A 23019-nucleotide genomic window follows, 5' to 3' on the forward strand; every position below is an offset into this window, starting at 1 on the left:
CTGCGCCGTGGCGAATCACCGCCTCGATAAAATTAAGCCGTTAGTCGCCTTGGGCGCCTTTCTAGTTGCTTGGTGGATTGTGCCGACCGCGATCAAATCCTTCCTTCGGGTGAGCTTTTCTGAATTTCAAGCGCCCGCGTGGGTCGCGACATCCTACCTCGACGATCTAGAAGGTTTTTGGGCGCGCCGTAGTCACTCTAAAGTAGAGCTGATCGAAGCGGGGCGGGAAGTGGCACGGGCCAAATCGCTCTATCAATTTAATGCGCAGCGTAATGAGACTCTGGAGAATGAGATTCAACGCCTCGAATCGATTCTAAACCTTCCCAGCCGGCGTGAGTTTCGTTATGAAGTCGCTCGTGTGATTCGTCGTGATCTAAATGCGTGGTGGCAGCAAATTGTCATTCGCAAGGGCGAGGACTATAAAATTCCAGTGGGTGCCGCAGTCGTCTTTTATGGCGGCGTGGTCGGGCGCGTGGTGGAGGTCAACGCATTTACCAGTCGTATCGAATTAATCAGTAGTCCCAATTTCCGCATGGCGGCTAATTTCGAAGGAGATGAGCGACCTGTTGTTTATCAAGGTCTCGCTCAAGGCGGCTTCGGTGAGCCGAAGGGAGTTGTGCGTGATGCGCCGCAAGACATGGTTGCCAGCACTCAAGCGCCGCTCAAGCTCGTCTCCACGCGATTAGGAGGCACCTTTCCTCCCGGTTTAATGATTGGGCGTGTGAACTGGTTACAACCTGGTAGCACTGGTATCTTTCAGACTGGCACCGTGGAGCTCAATTCTGACTTGCTCAGCTTGCACGAGGTGGCGGTTTTGATTCCGCTTTATCCGATTGACCTTGATTCCGATGCTCCTTGACCCACGTGCCATACTCATGTTTGGAGCCAATGCGCTGCTGCTCTACTTGACTTTGCTGGTGAACTCAGCGCTGACGAGTGGGTCTATTTACCTCATGCTCTTAGGGCCAATGCTGGTATTCCCCGCTCTTTACTTGCGGCATCAGTCGTATTTCATCTGCACCTTTTTTACTGGGTTATGGGTGGATGCCGCACTGCCAGCGAGCTTCGGCCTGTTCACCATCGGTTTCCTTTTTGCCGGTGCCTTTGTTTTTCAAATGCGTATTCGTTTTCGCGCCGAGCACAACTACCATCCGATTATGCTGGCGCATGGTTTGAACTTTTTTTGCATTCTACTTGTCACATTTTGGATGGGCTATGCCTATTTTTCCAGTCCTGGCTTTTGGTTGCAGGTCATTGTGACCAGTCTTGCGTCGCATTTGGTGCTCTTATTTGTGGCTCCGTGGTTTTTTGATTTTGAGCGTATGCTATTTGCGCTCTTTCGCTTCGATACTGAACCAGAGGATTTCCCGATCCTATGAGCGGCTACGACTTTCATCGCGGTGAGAACCCTCGTATTCTCTTTTTCTTCTGGATCGTGATGGCGGCTGGTATCACCCTGCTGGTAGGCTTGGGATGGCGGCAGTTGATTGCCTACCAAAAGTATGAGGAAATCGAGAGGCGCCAAACGGAGCGGCGTATTTTCAAGCCAGGCCCACGCGGTGATATCTATGATCGCAAAGGCAACCTTCTGGTCGGCAACCGACCGCAATACTCCGCAGTCGTTTATCTCGATGACCTGCGGCGTGAATTTCGCAGTGAGTATTCGCAAATTATTCGTGCCGAACGCGAGAAACTGAGGCAGGCCTATGAGCAGACGCCCGAATCCGAGCGTGAAGATTCACAGCTGACGCCAAATTATAATGATCTGCAATGGATCGCTCGCCAAAACGTGATTCAGCGCTACATCGATCAGATCAATCGAATCACCGGACGAGACGACAGCTTGTCCATGCGTAAGATAATTCGCCATTTTAATGAGCAACTCCTACTACCCTTGCCCTTAGTCGAAGACCTCAATGCGGATCAATATGCCCGCCTGATTGAGCAAGTGCCTGTGAAGTCAGCCATCCAGATACATACCGATACCGCACGCTATTATCCCTACGGAGTCGCCGCAGCGCATACACTCGGCTACGTGCAAAATGTGAATCCAGACCCTGATGAAATTCCCGATGATGGGATTAAGACTTTTACCTTTAAAACCAAGCGCGGGAAAACCGGCCTCGAACGACATTTTAACGATTTGTTATCTGGCGAGACGGGCACTGAGATTTGGCGTGTCGATCCCCTCGGATTTCAAGATTCCATGCTAGAGATGAAGACGCCCAAGCAGGGGCAGGACTTGATCACTAGCATCGACATCGACTTGCAGTTGGCAGCTGAAACCGCGCTCGGCGAGCGCACGGGCGCAGCAGTTGCGTTAGACATACATTCCGGCGAGGTACTGGCCATTGCCAGTCATCCCAGTTATGACCTCAATGACCTCAGCCCCTTTATTCCACGCAACACATTCGACGAGATCAACGAGCGTGGTGCTTGGCTTAATCGCGCCGTCCAGCTGTCTTACCCTCCAGGATCCACGTTCAAACTCATCACCTCGATCGCTGGTATGCGGCATGGCTCGATGACGCCTGAGACGGAACATGACTGCCAAGGACTCTATCGTTTAGGCAATCGCATCTTTCGTTGTAATGCCCGCTACGGCCACGGAATTGTTGATCTAGCCGCCTCGATTGAAGCGAGTTGCAACGTGTTTTATTATGCCGAAGGGCTGGAGATGGGAATCGATGTATTAAGTGCCGAGGCCAAACGCTTCGGTCTGGATCAAAAGACCGGCATTCAGATTCCCTTTGAAACCAGTCGTTTGGTAGTGCCAAGTAAAGAGTGGAAGCGTGAGCAGATCGGTTCCGGTTGGGTGCCAGGAGATACAGCCAACACCGCGATCGGCCAAGGCTTCTTGCTCGTTACCCCCTTACAGATGGCGACAGTGATTGCATCCATTGCGCGCAATGAAACGCGCACTCAGCCCACTTTACGCGCATTGACCAATGAGGAGGTCCAGCGAGTCGAACACGGAGGCGAAGCAATTGGCTTAACGCAAAAGCAGCATGATGCACTTTGGGAGGGGATGGAGCGTGTCGTTGGTCAAGACGGCACTGGTCGCTTAGTGCAGATCGATGGTTTGCGCATTGCCGGTAAGACCGGCACCGCGGATTTTCGTGCTCACGGCAAAGGCGTCAATTTAGCATGGTTTGTAGGTTTTGCCCCGGTAGAGAATCCGCAGATCGCCGTCGCCGTCATGGTCGAAGGTACCAATGCCAGTGAACGCTACCACGGAGGTTCCACCGCTGGTCCCGTAGCCAAAGACATCTTATTAGAATTTATCGAGCAGTATCCCGAGCGCGCAGGTTTTTCAGCCGCAAGATAGCCATAATTCTACATTGTTAAACTTTAAGCTTGTACTTTTTCGCCTGCTAGGATTGCCTGGTGCTCTCGCTTAAAAATATGAATCTACGCGTTCGCGATTCCGGGTAATCGGATCGCGAAATAAAAAAATATGACGTTACAGGCCTTCGCTCTATAGCGCGCGACTTTATGGAGTTTTGCGACGACTATTCGAGTTACTTTATCTCTCAGGGGCGCAATCGCACTTTACACGCACGCCAGTATCTAAGTGGCCTACTAGGAGATATTCGGCGTAAAAACATTGAGCGCATCGGTGAGAAAATCGATCAAGTCGATTATCAATCGGTGCACAACTTCGTTAGCGAATCGAACTGGAACCACCGAGCCTTGGTCGATCAAGTGGCTCGCGATGCAAATGCATTACTGGGCGGCAACTCAGAGAGTATGCTGTTGCTCGATGAGACTTCCTTCCTGAAGAAGGGCACTCGTAGTGTAGGCGTGGCGAGGCAGTATTGTGGATGCTCGGGTAAAATTGAGAACGGTCAGGTTAGCGTCTTGGGAGTTCTGGGCTGCCAGCGCGATGCGACCATCATCGACTACTGGCTATATCTTCCGGAGGCTTGGACGCAGGACTGTGAGCGCATGGATCGCGCTCATGTTCCTGCAGATAAGCGCACGTTTAAAACGAAACCGGAACTAGCTTGGGAGATTATCGAGAATGCGATCAATCAAGGACTTGAGTTCAACTGGGTCGGCATGGACAGTCTCTATGGCAGCAACAGCAAATTGCTAGCAAAGCTTGAAGAGCAAGGGCTACGTTACGTTGCCGACGTTCGCAGCAACCAGAAGTTCTATGTTCGCGATGTCAGTGGAGCGCTGGTGTATCAACGCGTGGATCGGCTTTGGATCGAGCGAGGTGGCGAGCAAGCCGAACATGTTCACTTCCGCAATGCAACCAAAGGCCCCCTTCACGCATAGGTGCTGCGCATAGCGCTTTACGATCATGACGGATGCCAGAATCAGCGCTGTTTGGTCATCAGCTGCGATGGAACCGGAGCGATCAAATATAGCCTGACCAATGATCAGGCCAGTGCCGTGCAACTATGCTATCGCCAACATCAGCGCTACTGGATCGAGCGAGCCATACAAGAAGCTAAGAGTGAAGTCGGAATGGCGCAGTATCAGGTGCGCGGCTGGCAAGGATGGCACCAAAACATGGCCATGGTCACTATGGCCATGCTCTTCGTTACGCAGCAAAAGCTCATCAATCGAGACTGCGCCCCATTGTTGAGCACACATGATGTGATCGAACTGCTCAGCTTTTACCTGCCTTCCAAGCAACGCTCAGAAAAGGAGATCTTCCACCAACTCCTACAAAGACACACACCTGTGCCGAGGCAATGTCCGAAAAGGCACAGGAGATGCATCAACGATTGACGCTGATGCTCGAAGGGATGAAGGCGCATTTAAATTAATAACCAGGCTATAAGAAATGAGTTGACTTCGTCGAGAATGTCGATGTTGTTGGGGAGTATGAAGGTTCGTCGCACAAAGGTTCATGGTCGGGATGCGGTTTATCATTGCATGACGCGGGTGGTGAATGGGGAGCGCTTGTTCCAGGATCGTGAGAAGGAGATGCTGCGTAAGATGATCTGGCAGGTGGCTGATTTTTGCGGGGTGCAGGTGCTGACTTATTGTGTGATGTCGAATCACTTTCACGTGCTTTTGCGTGTGCCGGATCGTCAGCAGGTGGATGATGCTGAGTTGATGCGCCGCTATCAGGTGCTGTACCCGAAACCTACCAAGTATCAGGCGGCTTCGGTCAAGGTGCTGCGCTCTCAGTTGGAGGCTGACTCTGAGGAGGCGCAGCTGTTGCGTGCGAAACTGTTGGCGCGGATGGGCGATGTCTCTGAATATATGAAGGCGGTGAAGCAGCGTTTTTCAGTCTGGTTTAATCGTAATCATAAGCGCTATGGCACTCTGTGGGCGGACCGTTTTAAGTCGGTCTTGGTCGAGGGGCATGGCAATCCGCTGCAAACGATGGCGGCTTATATTGATCTGAATCCGGTGCGTGCGGGGCTGGTGGAGGATCCTAAGGATTATCGTTTCTGCGGCTACGCGGAGGCGGTGGCGTCGCTTGGCTTAATTAGCTCAGGGGGCACAGAAGACTCCAAGTCGAAGGTGGACGCTCGGATGGGATGTCGAGCTGGTTTGTTACATGTTTGGGGTGACCACTTGTCGTCGGGAGCTGGTTTGGCAGAGGCCTTGATGCAGCATCGTCAGTTGATCTTTGGCAAGCGTGCGGCGGATGCTGACCTGTCTGAGGTGGAGCGTGCGGCTGCTTTGAAGGTGCTAAATGAAGAGGGCGGTCAATTGCCGAAGTCGGTGATGCTGCGCTGCCGGGTGCGTTATTTTACCGACGGTGCGATTCTGGGGTCGGCTGAGTTTGTACGCGGCTTTACGGGTGCGTGGCAAATGGAGCGTGGGCGCAAGCATCCTCCGAAGGTGAATGCGATGCGTGGTGATTGGGGTGGCTTGGCTGTGATTCAGGGGCTGCGCAAGCAGGTGTTTGGATGACTCCTTGGGTGTTAAGCACAAAAAAACTCCCGCATAGTCGAAACTAGACGGGAGTTGAACTGTGGTCGGCCTAATTGGACGCTTTATGTGAGGACTTGGCGTATTTTTGGATGATCACGTAGAACACGGGTGTCATGAAGATTCCGATCGCGGTGACGCCGAGCATGCCGCCGAAGACGGCGGTGCCTAGGGCCTGGCGCATTTCGGCACCGGCACCTGTGGCAAATACGAGTGGGACTACGCCGAGGATGAAGGCGATGGCGGTCATCAAAATAGGCCGTAGGCGTAGGCGTGAAGCTTCGATTGCGGCGTCGAAGCGGTTCATGCCTTCGTCTTGCTTTTGTTTGGCAAACTCAACGATGAGAATGGCGTTCTTGGCGGCTAAGCCGATGAGTACGATGAAGCCGATCTGTGTTAAGATGTTGTTGTCAAATCCGCGTAAGGCAACGAGACCGATGGCGCCACTGAGACTGAGGGGGACGATGAGTATGATGGCCAGTGGTAGTGACCAGTTTTCGTATTGTGCCACGAGCACCAGGAAGACGAAGGCGATGGCCATCAGGAAGACGACGGTGCTGCCGCCGGCTTGCTTTTGTTGGTAGGCGAGATCGGTCCATTCATAGTCCATGCCGGGAGGCAGAATCTCGGCGGCGAGTCGCTCCATGGTGGCAATTGAATCTCCGGAGGAGTAGCCGGGTGTGGTGGAGCCTTGCACCTCGGCTGAGGAGAATAGGTTGTAGCGCACATAGCGGTCGGGGCCAGAGGAGTTCTTGAGTTCGACCAGGGAAGCGAGTGGCACGATGTCGCCGTTGTTGTTGCGTGTCTTGAGGCTGTAGAGGTCTTCGGGTGTATCGCGAAACTCGGTGTCGGCCTGGGCGGTCACTCGGTAGGTGCGGCCGAGTAGGTTGATGTCGTTGACGTAGAGTGAACCGAGATAAATCTGCATGGTGCTAAAGATGTTATTGAGTGGCACATCCAGCATCTTGGCTTTGACGCGGTTCACATCGGCGTAGTATTGCGGCACCGAGGAGCGATAGGAGGTAAAAGTCTGCGTGATTGAAGGCTCGGCATTGGCCGCCATAGCGAGCTTCCATGCGGTTTGTTCGAGCACGGCGGGGCCGAGTCCGGCGCGGTCGCGCAGTTGCATCTTAAAGCCACCGCCGCTACCGATGCCGCGCACGGGTGGGGGCGGGATGACGAAGACGAAGGCTTCTTGAATGCCGCCTAGTTTTTGCCGTAGTTCGGCGATGATGGTGTCGCTATCGCGTCCGGATTCGAGGCGCTCTTCGAAGGATTCGAAGGGTGTGAAAATGGCCGCGGAGTTGGGACTATTGGTGAAGGAGGCACCATTAAAGCCAGCAAAGGCGACGGTGCCCTTGATGCCGTCGACAGTCATGATGGTATCGACGATGCTACGCGTGAGTTCGTCGGTGCGTTGCAGCGAGGAGCCGTCGGGCAACTGGGCCACCACGATGCTGTAGCCTTGGTCTTGTGTCGGGATGAATCCGACCGGGACTTTGCCAAAGCCAAACCAGGTGACTGCGAGTAGGCCGACATAGATAATGATGGCGGCGAAGCCGAAGCGCACGATCCGGCGAATGATGCCGGTGTAGCCGCGGGTAAATTTATCGAAGAACCAATTGAAGCCCTTGAAGAACCAGCCAAAGAGGAACATGTAAATGCGAGTGAAGCGGTCCTGCGGCGCATTACTCGGGCGCAGCAAAATGGCACCGAGTGCGGGGCTGAGGCTGAGTGATACGATGGTCGATATCACCACGGCGCCAGAGATGGTGAGCGCAAACTGTTGGTAGAATTGACCCGAGATGCCAGGAATGTAGGCGGTCGGCACGAAGATCGCGACCATCACTAAGGAGGTGGCGATTACCGCACCGGTGACTTCCGACATGGCGGCAAAGGCGGCTTCGCGTGGGCTCTTGCCCTCGTCGATATTACGCTGAATATTCTCCACCACCACGATGGCGTCGTCCACCACGATGCCGATCGCGAGCACGAGTCCGAAGAGTGTGAGGTTGTTGAGGGAAAAGCCCATGATCGCCATGGTGGCAAAGGTGCCGATTAGTGAGATCGGGATGGCGAGGAAGGGGATGATGGCGGCGCGCCAGGATTGTAGGAAGATTACGATCACTAAGACCACGAAGAGGATGGCCTGAAGCAGGGTGATTTGCACTTCGTCGATCGACTGCTGAATGAACTGGGTGGGATCGTAAATGATTTTATACTCCAAATCATCTGGGAAATCTTTTTCCAGCTCAGCCATGGTGGCGCGTATTGCGCTCGCAGTCTCCAATGCGTTCGAGCCGGGACGTTGAAAGATCGGCATCGCGAGCGCGGGTGTTTTGGTGGCGTAGTTGACGATACCATAGTCTTGTGCGCCTAGCTCGACTCGAGCGACGTCGCGTAAGTGTACGACTTCACCGTTCTGGCCTGTTTTGACGACGATGTCTTCAAATGCGGTCTCGTTGTCGAGGCGGCCGAGTGTGCTGACATTGTATTGAAAAGCATTGCCCTGGGAGGTGGGCGATTGCCCGATCACACCGGCGGCGACTTGCACGTTTTGCTCGCGCAGTGCTGCGACTACATCGCTGGGGATCATCGACAAGGAGGACAATTTTTCCGGGTTCAACCAGATGCGCATGGAGTACTCACGTGCTCCAAATAAGCGCACGTCGCCCACGCCTTGAATGCGGCGCAGCTGCTCGCGCACTTGAGTGATCGCGTAGTTACTGACGTAGAGATTATCGTAGGTGCCCCCCGGCGACATCATTTGCACCACCAACAAAATGTCGGGTGTGTTCTTGGTAACGGTGACGCCAGCGCTGCGAACTTCCTCGGGCAGGCGAGGCTCCGCAATGGCCACACGATTCTGCACTAGCACTTGAGCTTGGTCCAGATCGGTGCCCAGCTCAAAAGTCACGGTGATGGCCAAGGAGCCGTCGGCCGTGGAGTTGGAAGACATGTAGAGCATGTTTTCCACACCGTTGATTTCTTGTTCGATCGGCGCGGCCACGGTGTTGGCGATGGTTTCCGGAGTGGCGCCGGCGTAGCTGGCGCGCACCACTACAGTCGGTGGCGCGACTTCTGGATATTGTGCGATGGGCAGTGTCGGAAATGCGAGTATCCCGAGCACGGTGAATACGATCGATATGACGATCGCAAAGCGCGGACGCTTAATAAAAAAGTGAGAGAAATTCATGGCTTGGTTCGGTAGTCGGTCAAAGAGGAGCGCGGAGGATTATTGAGCCGCCGCTTGTGGATCCACCGTCATGCCTGGACGGATGAATTGGATGCCGCTTACAATGATACGGTCTTCGGTGCTTAGGCCCGAGCGCACGATGCGTAGACCCTCATGTGTGGGGCCTAGCTCGAGTGTGCGGCGCTCGACACTGTTGTCGTCTTTGAGTGCCCAGACATATTTGATGGTTTGGTCGGTGCCGATCGCTGTATCGGGAATGAGGATACGGTCGGCTTTTTCCGTGGTGGCGACACGTATGCGGGCGAAGAGCCCCGGTGTGAGGAATTCATCTTCGTTTTGGAACAAGGCACGCACAGTGAGTGTGGCGGTGTTGGGGTTGAGCTGATTACTGGAGAAGTTGATGATGCCCTGGTGTGGATAGCCCTCTTCATCGTCGAGGCCCAGCCAAGCAGGGATTTGCGCATCGGAGTGACGGCCCCCACTTTCACCGTTGAAATAGCGACGCAGGCTGCGCAGGAAGGCACGTTCGTCGACTTCGTAGTAGGCGTAGATGGGGCTGTGCGGCACGATGGTCGTGAGTTCAGTTTCTGAGGCGACCACCAGATTCCCCACTGTGACTTCGCGGCGGTCGGCAATGCCGTCGATCGGTGCGATGACTTGCGTGAACTCGAGGTCCAAGTGAGCGGCTTCCAGCGAGGCGATGGCGGCGGCGACATCGGCTTCCGCTTGCAGCGCTTCACTGTTACGAATGTCGGCCTCCTCTTGGCTGATCGCGTTGACTTCGATCAGCTTTTCAGCGCGCTTCAAGTTTGCTTTGGCGAGTGAACGCGCAGCTTCGGCTTGATTGACCTGTGCTTGCAGGCGGTTGACCTGTGCCTGAAATGGGCGTGCATCAATCACGTAGAGCAGATCGCCGGCCTTTACTTTTTGTCCTTCAGTGAAGTGAATCGATTCGATGTAGCCACTCACACGCGGGCGCACGTCGACGATTTCGACCGCTTCCAGGCGACCGGTGTAGTCGGCATACTCAGCAATGTGTTGTTGCGTGGGGTTGGCGACTGGCACCGGCAGAGCTGCGTTGGCAGCGGGGGAGGCGGGGCTGGCGGCTTTATTATCGCAGCCGACGAGAGTGGCCAGTAAGGCTAGAGTGGATACGGCGAGGGAGAGTGGCTTATTCATTGGTAGTGGTATTCTTTTTGATTTTTAAAGTGGGAAGCAGCTTAGTTCCAGTTGCCGCCGATCGCCCGGATGAGGCGAATGGAGTTTTCGTATTCGTCGCCGATGATCTGGGCTAGGCTACGTTCGGCCTCCAATGCGGTGCGCTCGGAGTCGAGCGAGGAGATGAAGTCGACGATACCATTGCGGTATTGATTGTCGGATATCGTTTGCGCGCGTGCGGAAGCGTGTGCCGCGCGCTCCAGAGCGGCGCGTTGCACGGAGAGGTGACGCCAGCCCGAGAGTGCGTCTTCCACTTCGGCAAAGGCTTCCACTACGGTTTGCTCATAGTTGGCGGCCGCTTCAGCGTAGGCATATTCACTGCGACTGAGATCGGCGCGTAGGCGTCCTCCTTGGAAGAGCGGCAGGTTGATATTGGGGCCGAAGCTGTAAAGTTCGGAACCGGCCTTGAACCAATCGCTCGCTGCCGAGGCGGCGAAGCCACCGCTGGCGCCCAGGGTGATGCGTGGGAAGAAGTTTCCCTTGGCCACGCCGATACGTGCGTTGGCTGCGCGTAAGTTTTGTTCGGCCAGACGGATGTCGGGGCGGCGCTGCAACAGTTCCGAGGGCAGGCCAGCGGGCGCGTCTACGGGTTTGCCAGTGAGCGCGGTGACTTGAATCGAAAAATCCGGGGCCGCTTGTCCCGTCAAGACCGCCAGCGCATTTTTGCGAGTATCGCGCGAGCGCAGCAGGCTGGCCAGGTCCGCTTCCGATTGTGCTAGCAGCGTCTCAGACTGTGCGACATCGAGGTCGCTGACGGCTCCATTTTCATAGCGCTTTTTAACGATTTCCAGTGATTCACGGCGTGTTTCGACACTGCGTTGTACGGATTGCACTTCGCGCTCGATGGCGCGTAGGCGGAAGTAGTTGATCGCTACGTCGGTTTCGGTGATCAGGAGTAGATCTTGATAGGCGGCCTCGCTGGCCGCGGCATCCGCCTCGGCGGCTTCGACTAAGCGTGCCACACGACCGAAGAGGTCCAGCTCCCATCCTAAGGTGAGTGAGGCATTGTAGGCATCCTCCGCATCGCCAGTATTGCCCAGTGCCTCCGAATCTTTGTAGCGTGCGTAGGTCCTGTCTGCATCCACTTGAGGGCGTCGGCCAGCCTGCTCTTGCCGAATGAGCGCACGCGACTGTCGTGTGCGCTGATAGAGCGCATTCAAGCTGTGATTGTGGGCACGCGCCTGGCTCACTAATTGCGTGAGTTGCACATCGGCGAAGAGCTCTGTCCAGTGCTTCACGTCGATTTCAACCGAGGGAGTCGGCTGTGTGTATGCCTGGGGCGTGGCGGGCTCAGGCTGGGCGAAATCGGGCCCCACCGCGCAGCCGGAAAGCACGAGCGATAGGACAGTCATGGATGTCAAGAGTGGTTGGATCATGGCTTGGTCGTTTGCGAGGTCGGTAGTGGTCGGTCGTCTTGTCGCGTATTATGCGGCGTGGCGCTTTGCGTGCCTGTTGAAACTCAGCGTGCGTGGCTGACCGATGCCGCCCGGGAGCCCGAGCAACTTGTGGCCTGTGTATTGGCGCAAGGGGCTCGGCTGCGGGCTGGCTGCTCTGTTACCTTCCGCTGGAGTGCGGTTGGTTCTTTGAACTCCGAAGATGCGATCCGCCAAGCGGTCGTGACGACCGTAGCGTGCGGCGTTGAGTTCGAGGGTGTCTTTGATTCCGATCATAATATAAATTTGTTAGTAGTTGACTGTTTAGTAGAGAATTGGGCCTGAGTATCTGCCGACAATTGTGCATCAGCAATGGGTGGAGGCAGCGGGCCAGGCGCTCTTAGGCGACTGAGATTTCTGGCAGCTGTTGAATGCGGAGGATACGGGCGGCTGCGACGGGAAGATCCTTGAGTATCTCCGGGTCGTTTTTCATGCGCGCTTGGGTAATCATACCCTCATAGAGGTTAAACAGAATACGTGTGGCTTCTTTGGTATCCATTTCAGGGATATCTCCATTGGCGACCGCCTCCGTGATGGTCGCTTCGAAGTAGCGCTGGAAGCGGCTTAGCATCTGGTTCACCTTATCGGCTAGCTCCGGCTCGATGGTTGAGATCTCGGCGCCGATGTTAAAGAAGGGGCAGCCCAAGACGCAGCCATGTTCGGCCGCGACTTGCTGGGTGCGCTCGTAAGCTTCCTGGAGTTTACGGGCCAGGCGCTCCAAGGGCGGGCGCGAGGGTGAAAAAGTCGCATCTAGGCGAGGTTGGATCTGAGTCCACACATGGTCCATTGCGGCGATACCGAGATCGAGCTTGGACTTGAAAAAGTAATAAAAGCTACCCTTTTTGACCTCTGCCTTTTCGCAGATGACATCAATCGTCAACGAGCCATAGCTGCGTTCCCACATCAGGAGCACCATCGCGTCGAGGAGTTGATTTTTGGCATTACTTGTTCGTCCCATGGGATGCACTAATAGATGACTATTTGGTAAAGTAAAGTCGTTCTGCTATTTTTTTTGAAAAATAGAGCGTTTTTCAGAATGGCGCCTGATTCAGCGGCGAGCAAGGGCGCGGCAATCCAGCGATTGCCGCGCGTAGAGTGTGCATGCTATTTTTCTAGCGATTACTCTGCTTCGGTGCGCGGAGTGACGCTATAAAACTCTGAGCTGGCTGCGGCATCGCTGCGGGTAATGATGCTGCTGCCTTCAGAGTCGCTCAATTCAGCCCATGTGCTGGCTGCAGTATCCAGAGTTTGGCTGCTTACGATTTTAAGGTCGTTGCTCCCGTTAAGGGTGAATACGGCTTCACCGTCGACTTGCACCAATCGTAGGTCCACGCTTTCTTCGAAGGTTTCGGGCGTATCGCTACTGATCTTTGTCAGCAGGCTGATGTTTACGCCATTGGTGTCTTGGCTGAAATTGTAGGCAAAGTTCTTAGAGGCATTAATATACAAAGGAGCAAGATCTCCCGAATCGTTGAACAGCAGCGAGTTTTCAGTATTGGCAATGCTGAAGCTACCATTGATGGCCCCGCTGGCATTGCCGGAGGAGTCGATGTGAATGTTACCTTGTTTGGTGGAAAACTCGTCCGTGTAGTAGATGTCTACGAGTTCTTCGCTCAAGCCAGTGCTGCCGGCATGGTCGTTAATATCGCCCGGGCGGATGTCTCCTGTTTGGCTATTATAGTATTTTTCCGTCATCTCGATAGGGATGAATAGGGAGGTGTAGCGCCAGTTGCCAGACAGCTCTGCCAGGTTTAGGGAAGAGGGGAGCTTGCTGATGATGATGAGTTCCACATATTCGCCTGCTTCCGTTTTGACGTGTACAATCACATCTTTGGCAGCATTGATGTTCATGGTCATCGGGCTGGTGTCGTCGCCCGGGGCGATTACGGGGCGAACACCATTGACAGATATGCTGCCTGAAAAGAGTCCACTGAAGGAGCCATCATTGATGGTGAGTGTGCCCCAATTACTTTCGAAATCTTCAATTCGGTGTAGATCGACCAATCGCTCACCTTCCCGCGCGTAATCGCTAATATCAGAGTGACGTTGATTATCGGTACTCTGATTATAGTAGGTCTCCTGCATCGCAGAGCCAATATAAGCGTTGCCCAGGCCCCATTTGCCGTCGAGTTCACTTAGGCTCAGGCTTGCCGGCTGTCGCAGGACTATGCTGAGCTCTTGGCTGTTGGAGTCCGCAGTGGAATTAGTAATGATGTCTTTCGCTAGATTCACGTAAGCCGGGCTGGCATCGGATAAAGATTCGCCGTCATCTTTGGCCAGGAGGCGTCCCCGGTTATAGTCGAGAATTTGGGCTGCTGCGCCTCCGCTGATATTGCCGGTGGCGTCGATGCTCAGGCTGCTGGCCTCGGTGGCAAAATCACTGCTATAGTAAGTATCAACTAAAAGTTCTCCACTCTGCGCATAATCCTGAGAGTCGCTGGATCTGCGCGTTTCGCCTGTGCTTATATTATAATAAGTCTCGATGAGAGCGGCGGGAGTTTCGAGTCGCAGTTCTCTCCAATTACCGGAAAGATCGGCTGTGTCGTCCGCGTAGGTCGCGCATGTGACGCTTAGGATTGCGAGTGTGGATGTGAATTTTTGGTAGGTAGGCATCATTTTTCGCAACTATTTCGCTGCAAGTCGTGCAGTCAATGATTGGAATCGCATATCTTAATTATGTGATTGCTATATGGCCCTGCTCCAGGCGGCGAATGGTTATTTATTTTGTTTCACGTATTCGACGAAGCGCACGAGCCCTTGCAGTGCTTGTGCGAACATTTGTGGTCGGACTGTTTCACTGTCGTACTGGTGGCCCGTGTAATTTGAGTTGATTTCAAGTTGAATGCAGGGAGTGCCCATAGCCGTGACAAATTTCGTAACGGTCTGGTGTGCAGTGGCCGCGAAGTAATCCATTGAAAAATTCGACATGCCTTCCTGCTGTAGGTAGGACATGAGCGAGGTCACAATCCAACGGTTGCCACGAATGCTTGCACCATTCATAGTGCCGAAGTCCACATCGTATGGGCGATACCAATGCGAGGCGTGGATATCGAGCACCAGTCGAGGCTGTTCCGTTTCGATGAGTTGTGCCAGTGCACGTTTAAAGTCGTTGTCATCGTAGTAGTTTGGATCGGAGGGGCTGGCATAGGTGGTGTAGATCACGGTGGAATCCGTCAGCTCCGCAAGCATGACAGCCAGTGATCCAGTGCCACCATCTGGAAAGCGCAGTTTTCCCTCGCGTGTGGGTCGAGTGGCGTGAGGGGCTACGATCAGCACATTCGAACTGCCGTGTTTGATTTCAAACCAAGACTCGCCGGCCGGGGCGAACTCTGCGCTGTTGTGTGCGAATGTCTCTTCGATTTCAATTGCACGATCAACATGTTTTTTGGTGATGATCGCCTTCTCGGGCAAGGTTGCGCATCCCGCGAGCAGCGAGAGTAGTGTGATTTGGAGGACTAATACTGAATGACGCATGTTTTTATTGATATGGTCGTCTCGGGCAGTGGCATGGTCTGTGGGCACGGAAGAAGTGACCACACCGAGCAAGAGAGTGTGTGGTATTGTGCACGCGGATAAGCACTAACTAAGCCGATTGCTGCGGGGGCTGGTTAAGTTTACAAATTTTTTGAGCAAATGTATGGGCTTTGATGACGTAAAAATATGTAAATCAGATGCTTGTGAGGAGCCATGCTCTGTTCCCGCTTGTTTTGTTGGGGTCGTTTTTGATATTTAAGCTGATCATAAACATGAAGAAGTGTATTCTAATTTGCATCCTGTTTCCTGTGCTCGCACTGACGCTGATGGCGAAAAGCCTGAAGATTGCGGACACGATTCTTTTTAAAGTTCCAGAAGATTGGAGCTACCTGAGGGCTGAGAAGCAAGTGGTGCCACACTTGGGCGTCTTAACCCGTGCGATGTTAGAGAATCCCGAGCAGGGGCAGAAGTTGACCGTTTCAGTGCTTTTAGTTGAAGAGCTCGATCCCAGCGTGCAGTATTCAACTGAACTGATCGAGGCGACTTTATCGCCCTTGGTTGAAGCCTATCGCAAACAGGGGAGTCACTATTATCCCCGCAAGATATTGGGGCGAGGGAACTTTGTATTTTACTCTCAAGAGGTGGGGCGTCTAGACGCTCGGAAGGTCGAGCTACGTGGTGTACTGATGAAGCGTGGCGATCATTGGGTGAACTTTTTCTGTCAGGGGCCGAAGGAGATCATGTGGACTCAGTATGAGCAACTGATCCTCGGTACGCGACTATTGTAGCCTGTACGGAAGTCCGCAGTCCTCCTCACAGTGAGCTGTTGCCGGAGGTGGACTATTCGCCAATATGGATCTGCCGCGACGCTCGATCGGAGTGAACGTCTTTGCTGATATTTAAGCTTCGGCGAGCGCTGCTTCTTTTTGCGCAGCTTGGTCCGCCAGCATTTGGCGGCGACGGGCGCGCACATCGAACATGTCGGATTGTTTGTCCGCATGGTAGGAGGAGCGAATCATCGGGCCGGACTCGCAGGCACCGAAGCCGATTTCCAGAGCAAATTCCTTCCAGCGCTTAAACTCCTCGGGTGTGACCCAGCGATCGATATTCACGTGTTTCTTCGAGGGCTGTAGATATTGTCCGATCGTCAAGATGTCGACACCGGCTTGGACCATATCGGTGAGGACTTGTTTGATTTCGTCTTCTTTCTCGCCGATACCCAGCATGATGCCGGACTTAGTAATAAATCCACGTGACTTGGCGTGTTGCAGTACCCAGAGCGAGCGATCGTAGCGGGCGGTCTTGCGGATGGGGCGTTGTAGGCGCTCCACCGTTTCAAGGTTATGGTTGAAAATATCAGGGCAAGCGTCGAGCACCACGTCGAGGTATTCTTGTTGGCCGCGGAAGTCGGCGGTGAGCACTTCGACTGCGCACTCGGGGGAGCGATGGTGTACTGCGCGGATGGTGGCGGCCCAGACGGAGGCGCCGCCGTCTTTCAAATCGTCGCGAGCGACTGAGGTGATGACGGCATGGCGGAGGTTCATGCGGGCGATGGATTCGGCGACACGCGCGGGCTCGCCGAGGTCGAGCTCGGTGGGGCGACCGGTTTGAATCGCACAGAAGCGACAGGATCGGGTGCAAATATTACCGAGAATCATCACGGTGGCAGTGCCGCGGGACCAGCATTCACCCATGTTAGGGCATTGGGCACTCTTACAGACTGTGTGCAGATCGTTGGTGTCAACAATCTCGCGCACTTCCTTATATTCGCGACTCGTAGGGAGCTTGGCTCGGAGCCATTCTGGCTTTCGGTTATCCATCTTGTGGCGCAGTGTTCCCAAAAATTGTTTCAAATTCAACTGCTAATCGCGCTTTTACGTCTGCTATGTTCACATCCTTATCGAGTTCATTAGCGAGTGAAGTCACCGTGCCATCTGTAATACCGCAGGGGACGATGCCGTTAAAGTGCGTCATGTCAGGATTTACATTGAGGGCGAAGCCATGGTAGCTGATCCAGGAGCGCACGGCCACACCGATGGCACAAATTTTGCGTTGGTTGTCGAGCCAGATGCCGGTCTTGCCCTCGCGGCGAGCGCTTTTTAGCCCATAAGTGGCTAAAGTCCGGATGACGACTTCCTCTAAATTCCGAAGGTAGGCGTGGAGGTCGCGCTGGTGGCGTAAAGAGAGGATGGGGTAGCCGACGATTTGCCCGGGGCCGTGGTAGGTGATGTCGCCGCCGCGGTTGGACTGCACGATACTGATGCCCTGGCGAGCGCATTCGGCCTGAGCCCAAATGAGGTGTTGAGCGGCATCTTTGCGCATGCCCATGGTATAGACGGGGGCGTGTTCGGTGAATATCAGTGCATCGGGGCAGCGCCCGGAACGCCTTAAGTCGACGCGTTCTTTTTGACGGGCAAAGGCCTCTTCGTAATCGGTGCGGCCCCAGTCCAGCACTTCCAGCGGTGCGGTCATGCCATCCAATATATTAAAGAGCACCTGGCGCATCCGGGCGTAGGTCTGGGGCGGCTCGGCCAGCAATTGCTCCGCGCTCATGACGAATGGACCGTCGTTTTCTAGCTCGTCGGTGCAGTTTCCGATCAGCGCGGTGAGGCTTTCGTGAGTGGTCTCCAGGTGGCACTGCCAGGCTAAGACGCGCTCGTTATAGAGGAAACTTTGATTGGGGCAGGCGGCGCTGGAGGCGATACGGATGGCTCCATCCGGGAGTTCGAAGCGGTCACCGTGCCAGTGTAGCACGCGCAGGTCTGTGGGCAGTTCGAGCCATGCGGGAGTCGTTTCCTCGGGCTGGATTGGATACCAGCCGATCTCCACTTGCGGCCCCTTCGTGACGCTGGCGCCCAGCGCGTCTGCAATCAGTTGTCCGCCCAGGCAAATGCCGACCACATATTTACCTGCGGCGATGGCTGAAACTATCAGAGCTTTTTCGGCGATAAGCCATGGATGCGCTTCAACTTCGTAAATATTCATCGGCCCGCCCATGATTAATAATAGATCGAAACGATCGATGGTGGGCAGTGGAGCTGATTCGAAGAGTCGGTGGCAGTGGAGGCTGTGTCCGCGCGAGTGGGCCCAGTCTGCGATGGCGGCAGGCCCTTCGAATGGCACGTGTTGGAGACATAGAATACGCATAGTGAATCGAATGCAAAGACGGTTGTCTTTATCCGCTCAGAGTCTAGTTTAAATATATATGAAATCCCTTCGTTTGCCTTGGATCTTGCTCGCTTTCGCATTGCTGGGAGCGCTGATCGGCTACTATCTCTCGACCCAGCGGCCCTTTTCTCTTGCGGTAGATGTTGCGCCTGAAGTCGTCGGGCAGGTCACGCCGGCCGAGGCAGCCACTGAGATGGTGCACGGCGATTGGACGGGGCAGGCCATTGCGGGGGCTGTGTCGGAGGACTTGGACTATCCGCGTGGTGCGATTGAGGGGGAATTGTTGCTTCAATTTGCCACACGTGAGGCGTATTTGTCTTATTTGCAAGCCTTGGCGGCGGCTGGCATGGCCCCCTTGGGGCAGATTGATGCTTTGATGGTGTTGCGCATCTCAGAAGGCGCCTTGAGTGTGGCAAATATTGGTGAATCTGGTGCGCGAGCCAGCTATTCGTATCGGGTCGAACGGCCACTGCCTCCGGTGCAAGTCGACCCCGAGGCGCTTGCGCGTTTAACCGCATTTGGCCAATCCGCACGTGTGATTACGGGCGGGCCGATTGCCGGCTCGGGAGCGGGGGTGAGCGTGGCGATTCTCGATTCGGGCATAGAAAGACATCCGCAATTTGACGATGTTTCGATCGTGCGGCTGGATCTGGTTGGCGGAGGCGTGGGGGGCCTGGGAGCGGGGCATGGCACTTCGGTGGCATCCATCATCGCAGGTCGTGAAGGCATCGCTCCGGATGCGGAGCTCTTCGTTGTACGCGTGCTGGATGCGGAGGGGCTGGGCAATAGTTATCATGTCGCTCAGGGCATCGTGGAGGCCGTCGACCGCGGAGTGCAGATGATCAATATGAGCCTCGGCGTTTATCAGGATACTGTTATACTGCGCCAAGCCGTCAATTATGCGCATGCGCGTGGAGTATTGATGGTGGCTGCTGCGGGCAACGACGGTTATGGGCGTATGCCATATCCTGCGGCTTATCCAGAAGTGCTGGCGGTGACTGCGGTCGATGGGAACGGGCAGTATGCCCTGTTTCCAAATCAATCCATGCAGATCGATTTTGCTGCGCCGGGGGTGGGGGTGTTGACGGCTTTGGAGGATGAGGGGACGGTGCTCTTTTCCGGCACATCCGCGGCTGCGCCCTTTGTGAGTGGCACTTTAGCCTCCCTGCTGTCGGGGGAAGGCGCGCTGCCGCCTCAGCAGGCAGTCGAGTTATTACAAGCTTACTTAAATGATCGAGGGGCCCCGGGGGTGGACCCTGTGTATGGCGCAGGCTTGCTGGATTGGGATCGCTTGCGAGAGCGTGCGACTCCGGGCATACTTGATGTTGCACTGGCGGATATTTATCTGCAGCCCGATTCCTTGCCTGGCACGACGATGCCGATTGAGGTGACGGTGCAGAATCGTGGCACTACCTGGTTCAGTGATGCCGAGTTGGAAGTATTTGTGGGTGAGGCCGAACCCGTCAGTTTTATACTCGGCTCCTTGGGCCCAGGGCAGACCACGACCCGTAAAGTCTTTACACAGATCCCAGCACAGGGTAGCGACGAAGTGCTGAGCCTCGCGGCGCGTGTGATTCCCCAGAATATAAATCAAGACATACGCCTTGAAAATAACTTGAAGTCGGTGGCCTTTCGCCCGGTCAGGTAGAGCTTGAGGTGAGGCCGGGGGTGATTTGAGGGCGCATTTTGTCAAAAATATGTGTGAGCCGCTGGGAGCTCCCTTTTTAACTGGATTTGACTACGCTCTGCGTGTACCGCTATCTGGCTTAAGTAAACTTTCCATATGAATGATTCCGAACAAGCGCCACTAATCTCTGATGAGGGAGAGGTCGGCTTCGTTGACTATCAGGATTTTGTCTCCAAAGAGCCGTTTCAATTCGTCTCGGGGGGCAGTATCCCTGAGCTAACGCTGCGCTATGAAACCTATGGACACCTCAGTGCGGCAAAAGATAATGCCATTTTGATCTGCCATGCCTTGAGTGGTGATCATCATTGTGCCGGGGTGCATGGTATCGAAGAACGCAAGCAAGGCTGGTGGAATTTTATGGTGGGGCCGGGGAAGCCAATCGATACGACGCGTTATTTTGTGATATGCTCGAATGTCCTGGGCGGCTGCCAAGGCTCGACGGGTCCAGGTTCGATCAATCCGGCCACTGGCCGACCCTATAATCTGGATTTTCCTAAGTTGACTGTGCAGGACATGGTTAAGGCACAGTCGCTGTTGATTGATTCTTTCGGTATTGATCGCTTGCACGCCGTGATTGGTGGTAGTATGGGCGGTATGCAAACCCTGCAGTGGGCGATCGACTTTCCGCAGCGCGTGGGGCGTTACATCGCGCTGGCATGTGGTGCACGTCACACCGCGCAGGCAATCGCCTTTAACGATACGGGGCGGCAGGCCATTATTTCGGATCCGGAGTGGAAGGGCGGTAATTATGATCCGCAAGAAGGTCCGGCTCAAGGGCTGGCAGTGGCACGCATGATGGCCCACATTACCTACCTCTCCGACGTGGGGATGGAGAGTAAGTTTGGGCGTAAGCGTCGCTCCGGGGATCAATCGCGGGAGCATTTTGAGGTCGAGTTTGAGGTCGAAAGTTACCTGCGCTATCAGGGCGCGAGTTTCGTGACTCGGTTTGATGCCAACACCTATTTATATTTGACCAAGGCGCTTGATCGTTTCGATTTGCACAGTCCTGAGTCCTTGGATGTCACTTTGCAGGCTGTTACCGCGCCGGGCTTGGTGGTGGGCTTTACATCCGACTGGCTCTACCCGCCGCAGGGGAATCGTGAGGTGGTTGAAGCCCTGTTGCGTCTGGGCAAGGATGCCACTTATGCGGAACTCGCAATGGACTTCGGGCATGATTCCTTTCTCTTGCGGGCGCCGCAATTATACGAACTGATGCACCGATTCCTGAGTCGTTAATCTGTGATGAAAGCAATTGATAAAAAGCGCCAAGCAGACTTTCAAATCATTGCCCATTGGGTCAATGAGGGCGACCGCGTGCTCGATCTGGGATGCGGACGTGGCGTGCTGCTGGAGTATTTAAAACAAAAAAAATCGATTTATGGCGTCGGTGTAGACATCGATCTCGACAAAATTCTTAGCTGTGTGAAGCGCGGCGTGCCGGCTTATCAGGGCGACATTCGAGCGATGTTAGCGACCTTTCCAGAGAATGCATTTGATCGTGTCATTTTCAGTCGCACAGTTGAGCAGTTGGAGGACCCCGATGCGGTGTTGGCCGAAGGCCTACGAGTGGGGCGGCGTGTGGCGGTAGGCTTTGTGAACAAGGCCTTTTGGTTGAACCGCTTAAATATATTTCTTAAAGGCCGTCGCACAGTGAACGAGGTCTACCCCAAGCCTTGGTATGAATCATTGCCAGCCAATCCCTTTTCGGTCGCTGAATTTGAGGATTATTGCGATGCGCGTAGGATTGTGATCGAAAATAGAGTGTTTCTTTCAGGAGATTGGCGCAGTGAGTGCTCCAGATTTCCTAATCTTATGGCAGGTTATGCTATTTATGACTTAGCATCCATTGATTAATGAATGGCCGGGCTTGATAAAGTTGCAGAATTAGAAAAAGCGATTGATCGCTTTTATGAACGTTACTCTGCGCAGCGCATCGCGGTGGCGACGCTAATGGTTGGCGTGTTATGTCTAGCTGTGTCGCTCGCGGTGTACTGGGGCTTTGGCAGTGGTATTTATGCGGCGTTGAGTGGTTTGCTTTTTGGCGTTATTGGTATTAATATTGCGTTTCTTAGCATCGTGCCGCCAGCGAACGCTTTAACACAGTCAAAGCGCTTGATCTGTAAGGCGATTCGAGAGCCGTCATGCATCCGATCCTATGATATGCATAAAGTCCAATTGGTCGACCCGAAAGGGAAGGTGCACACTTTGGGGGCGCGTGAATTGAAGGTGTGGACCTCGTTAGTCGTGCCTTATTTAATCGAGTCGCAGGCGCGAGGAGTGCAGCCTTCGCGTAAGAAACCTCAGCGTAAGCTCACTGCTTCGGAGCGGAAGTATATCGAGCAACGTCGCAAGGAGGTGCTTGCCATGGAGAAGAAGATTGAGGATGAGCGTAAGAATTTGGAAAATGATCGGCGCGAGTTGGAAATTCGGAGTATGGACCTGAAGCAGGCGGAAGAACTTGTTATCGAACGATTGACCGGGGTCGAGCAGGCGGAGGCAGAGCTGGAGCAACTTAAAATTGTGGCTGCGGAGCGCGCGGATGTAGCTGCTACAGCTTACGATGCCAAGGCGGCTGCGGCTCAGGCGGATGAATTGCGTGCTAAGGAACTGGAGTTGACGGAGCTTAAGCAGCAGTTGGCGGAAGATCGTCGTAATTTTGAAAGTCAAAAAGCAGAGATGAGTAAGCTTCAGGCTGCGGCGACACGCTCACCTTTTGGGAAAATAAAGGAGCCTACTGGGGCGCAGAGTTTGGAGGCACGCGAAGCGGCGTTGGAAGCACGAGTGAGAAAACTGGAAGAAGAGGCGCAAGCATTAGAGTCTAGAGCTAGTTATTTGACCGATAGTGAAAACTCCTTGATTGAGCGCTTGGATGCTTTGGTCGAGCGCGAAGCGCACATTGAGCAGAGTGAGGTCGACGCGGGAATACGTAAGGACTAGCGCCT

20 protein-coding genes are annotated in these 23019 nt (G+C 54.4%); 11 read left to right on the forward strand and 9 right to left on the reverse strand.

Annotation, left to right across the window (positions count from 1 at the left end; translation table 11 throughout):
• Positions 1-7 precede the first annotated feature (7 nt).
• The 6 genes from mreC to SH580_RS13375 all read left to right on the forward strand — a co-directional run bounded on the left by mreC (position 8) and on the right by SH580_RS13375 (position 5883).
• Positions 8-859 (forward strand): rod shape-determining protein MreC, encoded by an 852-nt coding sequence (gene mreC, locus SH580_RS13350; RefSeq protein WP_319831352.1) that lies wholly within the window; start codon positions 8-10, stop codon positions 857-859.
• Complete coding sequence (locus SH580_RS13355) at positions 849-1379, forward strand: hypothetical protein (RefSeq protein ID WP_319831353.1); 531 nt, start codon at positions 849-851, stop codon at positions 1377-1379. The genes mreC and SH580_RS13355 overlap by 11 nt, the downstream gene beginning before the upstream one ends.
• The gene (mrdA, locus tag SH580_RS13360) at positions 1376-3328 is read left to right on the forward strand and encodes a penicillin-binding protein 2 (protein ID WP_319831354.1); all 1953 of its coding nucleotides are present in this window, start codon (positions 1376-1378) and stop codon (positions 3326-3328) included. The genes SH580_RS13355 and mrdA overlap by 4 nt, the downstream gene beginning before the upstream one ends.
• Before the next feature lie 167 nt (positions 3329-3495).
• On the forward strand, positions 3496-4284 hold the full coding sequence (locus tag SH580_RS13365; RefSeq protein ID WP_319831355.1) for an IS701 family transposase: 789 nt from the start codon (positions 3496-3498) through the stop codon (positions 4282-4284).
• A 51-nt stretch (positions 4285-4335) separates the two neighbouring features.
• The gene (locus tag SH580_RS13370; RefSeq protein ID WP_319831356.1) at positions 4336-4743 is read left to right on the forward strand and encodes a hypothetical protein; all 408 of its coding nucleotides are present in this window, start codon (positions 4336-4338) and stop codon (positions 4741-4743) included.
• A gap of 96 nt (positions 4744-4839) precedes the next feature.
• The gene (locus SH580_RS13375) at positions 4840-5883 is read left to right on the forward strand and encodes a transposase (protein ID WP_319831357.1); all 1044 of its coding nucleotides are present in this window, start codon (positions 4840-4842) and stop codon (positions 5881-5883) included.
• Positions 5884-5953: 70 nt separating this feature from the next.
• Here SH580_RS13375 and SH580_RS13380 read toward each other — a convergent pair whose 3' ends face one another.
• The 7 genes from SH580_RS13380 to SH580_RS13410 all read right to left on the reverse strand — a co-directional run bounded on the left by SH580_RS13380 (position 5954) and on the right by SH580_RS13410 (position 15222).
• Positions 5954-9097, reverse strand: coding sequence for an efflux RND transporter permease subunit (locus SH580_RS13380; RefSeq protein WP_319831358.1), 3144 nt, complete (start codon positions 9095-9097; stop codon positions 5954-5956).
• Between the two features lie 39 nt (positions 9098-9136).
• Positions 9137-10276, reverse strand: coding sequence for an efflux RND transporter periplasmic adaptor subunit (locus tag SH580_RS13385; protein ID WP_308949583.1), 1140 nt, complete (start codon positions 10274-10276; stop codon positions 9137-9139).
• Positions 10277-10317: 41 nt separating this feature from the next.
• On the reverse strand, positions 10318-11667 hold the full coding sequence (locus SH580_RS13390) for an efflux transporter outer membrane subunit (protein ID WP_319831359.1): 1350 nt from the start codon (positions 11665-11667) through the stop codon (positions 10318-10320).
• A 72-nt stretch (positions 11668-11739) separates the two neighbouring features.
• Positions 11740-11985 (reverse strand): hypothetical protein, encoded by a 246-nt coding sequence (locus SH580_RS13395; RefSeq protein ID WP_319831360.1) that lies wholly within the window; start codon positions 11983-11985, stop codon positions 11740-11742.
• 103 nt (positions 11986-12088) lie between these two features.
• Positions 12089-12706, reverse strand: coding sequence for a TetR/AcrR family transcriptional regulator (locus SH580_RS13400; protein WP_308949580.1), 618 nt, complete (start codon positions 12704-12706; stop codon positions 12089-12091).
• Positions 12707-12867: 161 nt separating this feature from the next.
• Entirely contained in the window at positions 12868-14364 is a 1497-nt protein-coding gene (locus SH580_RS13405) for a hypothetical protein (RefSeq protein ID WP_319831361.1), read from the reverse strand.
• A gap of 99 nt (positions 14365-14463) precedes the next feature.
• Positions 14464-15222: a hypothetical protein gene (locus SH580_RS13410; RefSeq protein ID WP_308949578.1), complete on the reverse strand. Its 759-nt coding sequence runs from the start codon at positions 15220-15222 to the stop codon at positions 14464-14466.
• Positions 15223-15494: 272 nt separating this feature from the next.
• Between SH580_RS13410 and SH580_RS13415 the strand changes: the two genes are divergently transcribed.
• Positions 15495-16010: a hypothetical protein gene (locus SH580_RS13415; protein ID WP_319831362.1), complete on the forward strand. Its 516-nt coding sequence runs from the start codon at positions 15495-15497 to the stop codon at positions 16008-16010.
• A gap of 111 nt (positions 16011-16121) precedes the next feature.
• Here SH580_RS13415 and lipA read toward each other — a convergent pair whose 3' ends face one another.
• Both lipA and lipB read right to left on the reverse strand, forming a co-directional pair.
• Complete coding sequence (gene lipA, locus SH580_RS13420; protein WP_319831363.1) at positions 16122-17042, reverse strand: lipoyl synthase; 921 nt, start codon at positions 17040-17042, stop codon at positions 16122-16124.
• Positions 17035-18369 (reverse strand): lipoyl(octanoyl) transferase LipB, encoded by a 1335-nt coding sequence (lipB, locus tag SH580_RS13425; protein WP_319831364.1) that lies wholly within the window; start codon positions 18367-18369, stop codon positions 17035-17037. Before lipB ends, lipA begins: the two co-directional genes overlap by 8 nt.
• A 58-nt stretch (positions 18370-18427) precedes the next feature.
• On the opposite strand from lipB, the gene SH580_RS13430 reads away from it, so the two are divergent.
• From SH580_RS13430 to SH580_RS13445, 4 genes are all read left to right on the forward strand, one after another.
• A complete protein-coding gene (locus SH580_RS13430) occupies positions 18428-20038 on the forward strand; it encodes a S8 family peptidase (RefSeq protein WP_319831365.1) in 1611 nt (536 codons plus the stop codon).
• A 135-nt stretch (positions 20039-20173) separates the two neighbouring features.
• Positions 20174-21313 carry a homoserine O-acetyltransferase MetX gene (gene metX, locus SH580_RS13435; RefSeq protein WP_319831366.1) on the forward strand — a complete coding sequence of 380 codons (1140 nt, stop codon included), beginning with the start codon at positions 20174-20176 and terminating at the stop codon, positions 21311-21313.
• A gap of 6 nt (positions 21314-21319) precedes the next feature.
• Positions 21320-21931 (forward strand): methionine biosynthesis protein MetW, encoded by a 612-nt coding sequence (locus tag SH580_RS13440; protein WP_308985924.1) that lies wholly within the window; start codon positions 21320-21322, stop codon positions 21929-21931.
• 3 nt (positions 21932-21934) lie between these two features.
• Positions 21935-23014: a coiled-coil domain-containing protein gene (locus SH580_RS13445; protein ID WP_319831367.1), complete on the forward strand. Its 1080-nt coding sequence runs from the start codon at positions 21935-21937 to the stop codon at positions 23012-23014.
• The last annotated feature ends 5 nt before the right edge of the window (positions 23015-23019 follow it).

It is taken from the genome of Coraliomargarita algicola, from assembly GCF_033878955.1.
Taxonomy (GTDB): Bacteria; Verrucomicrobiota; Verrucomicrobiia; order Opitutales; family Coraliomargaritaceae; genus Thalassobacterium; species Thalassobacterium algicola.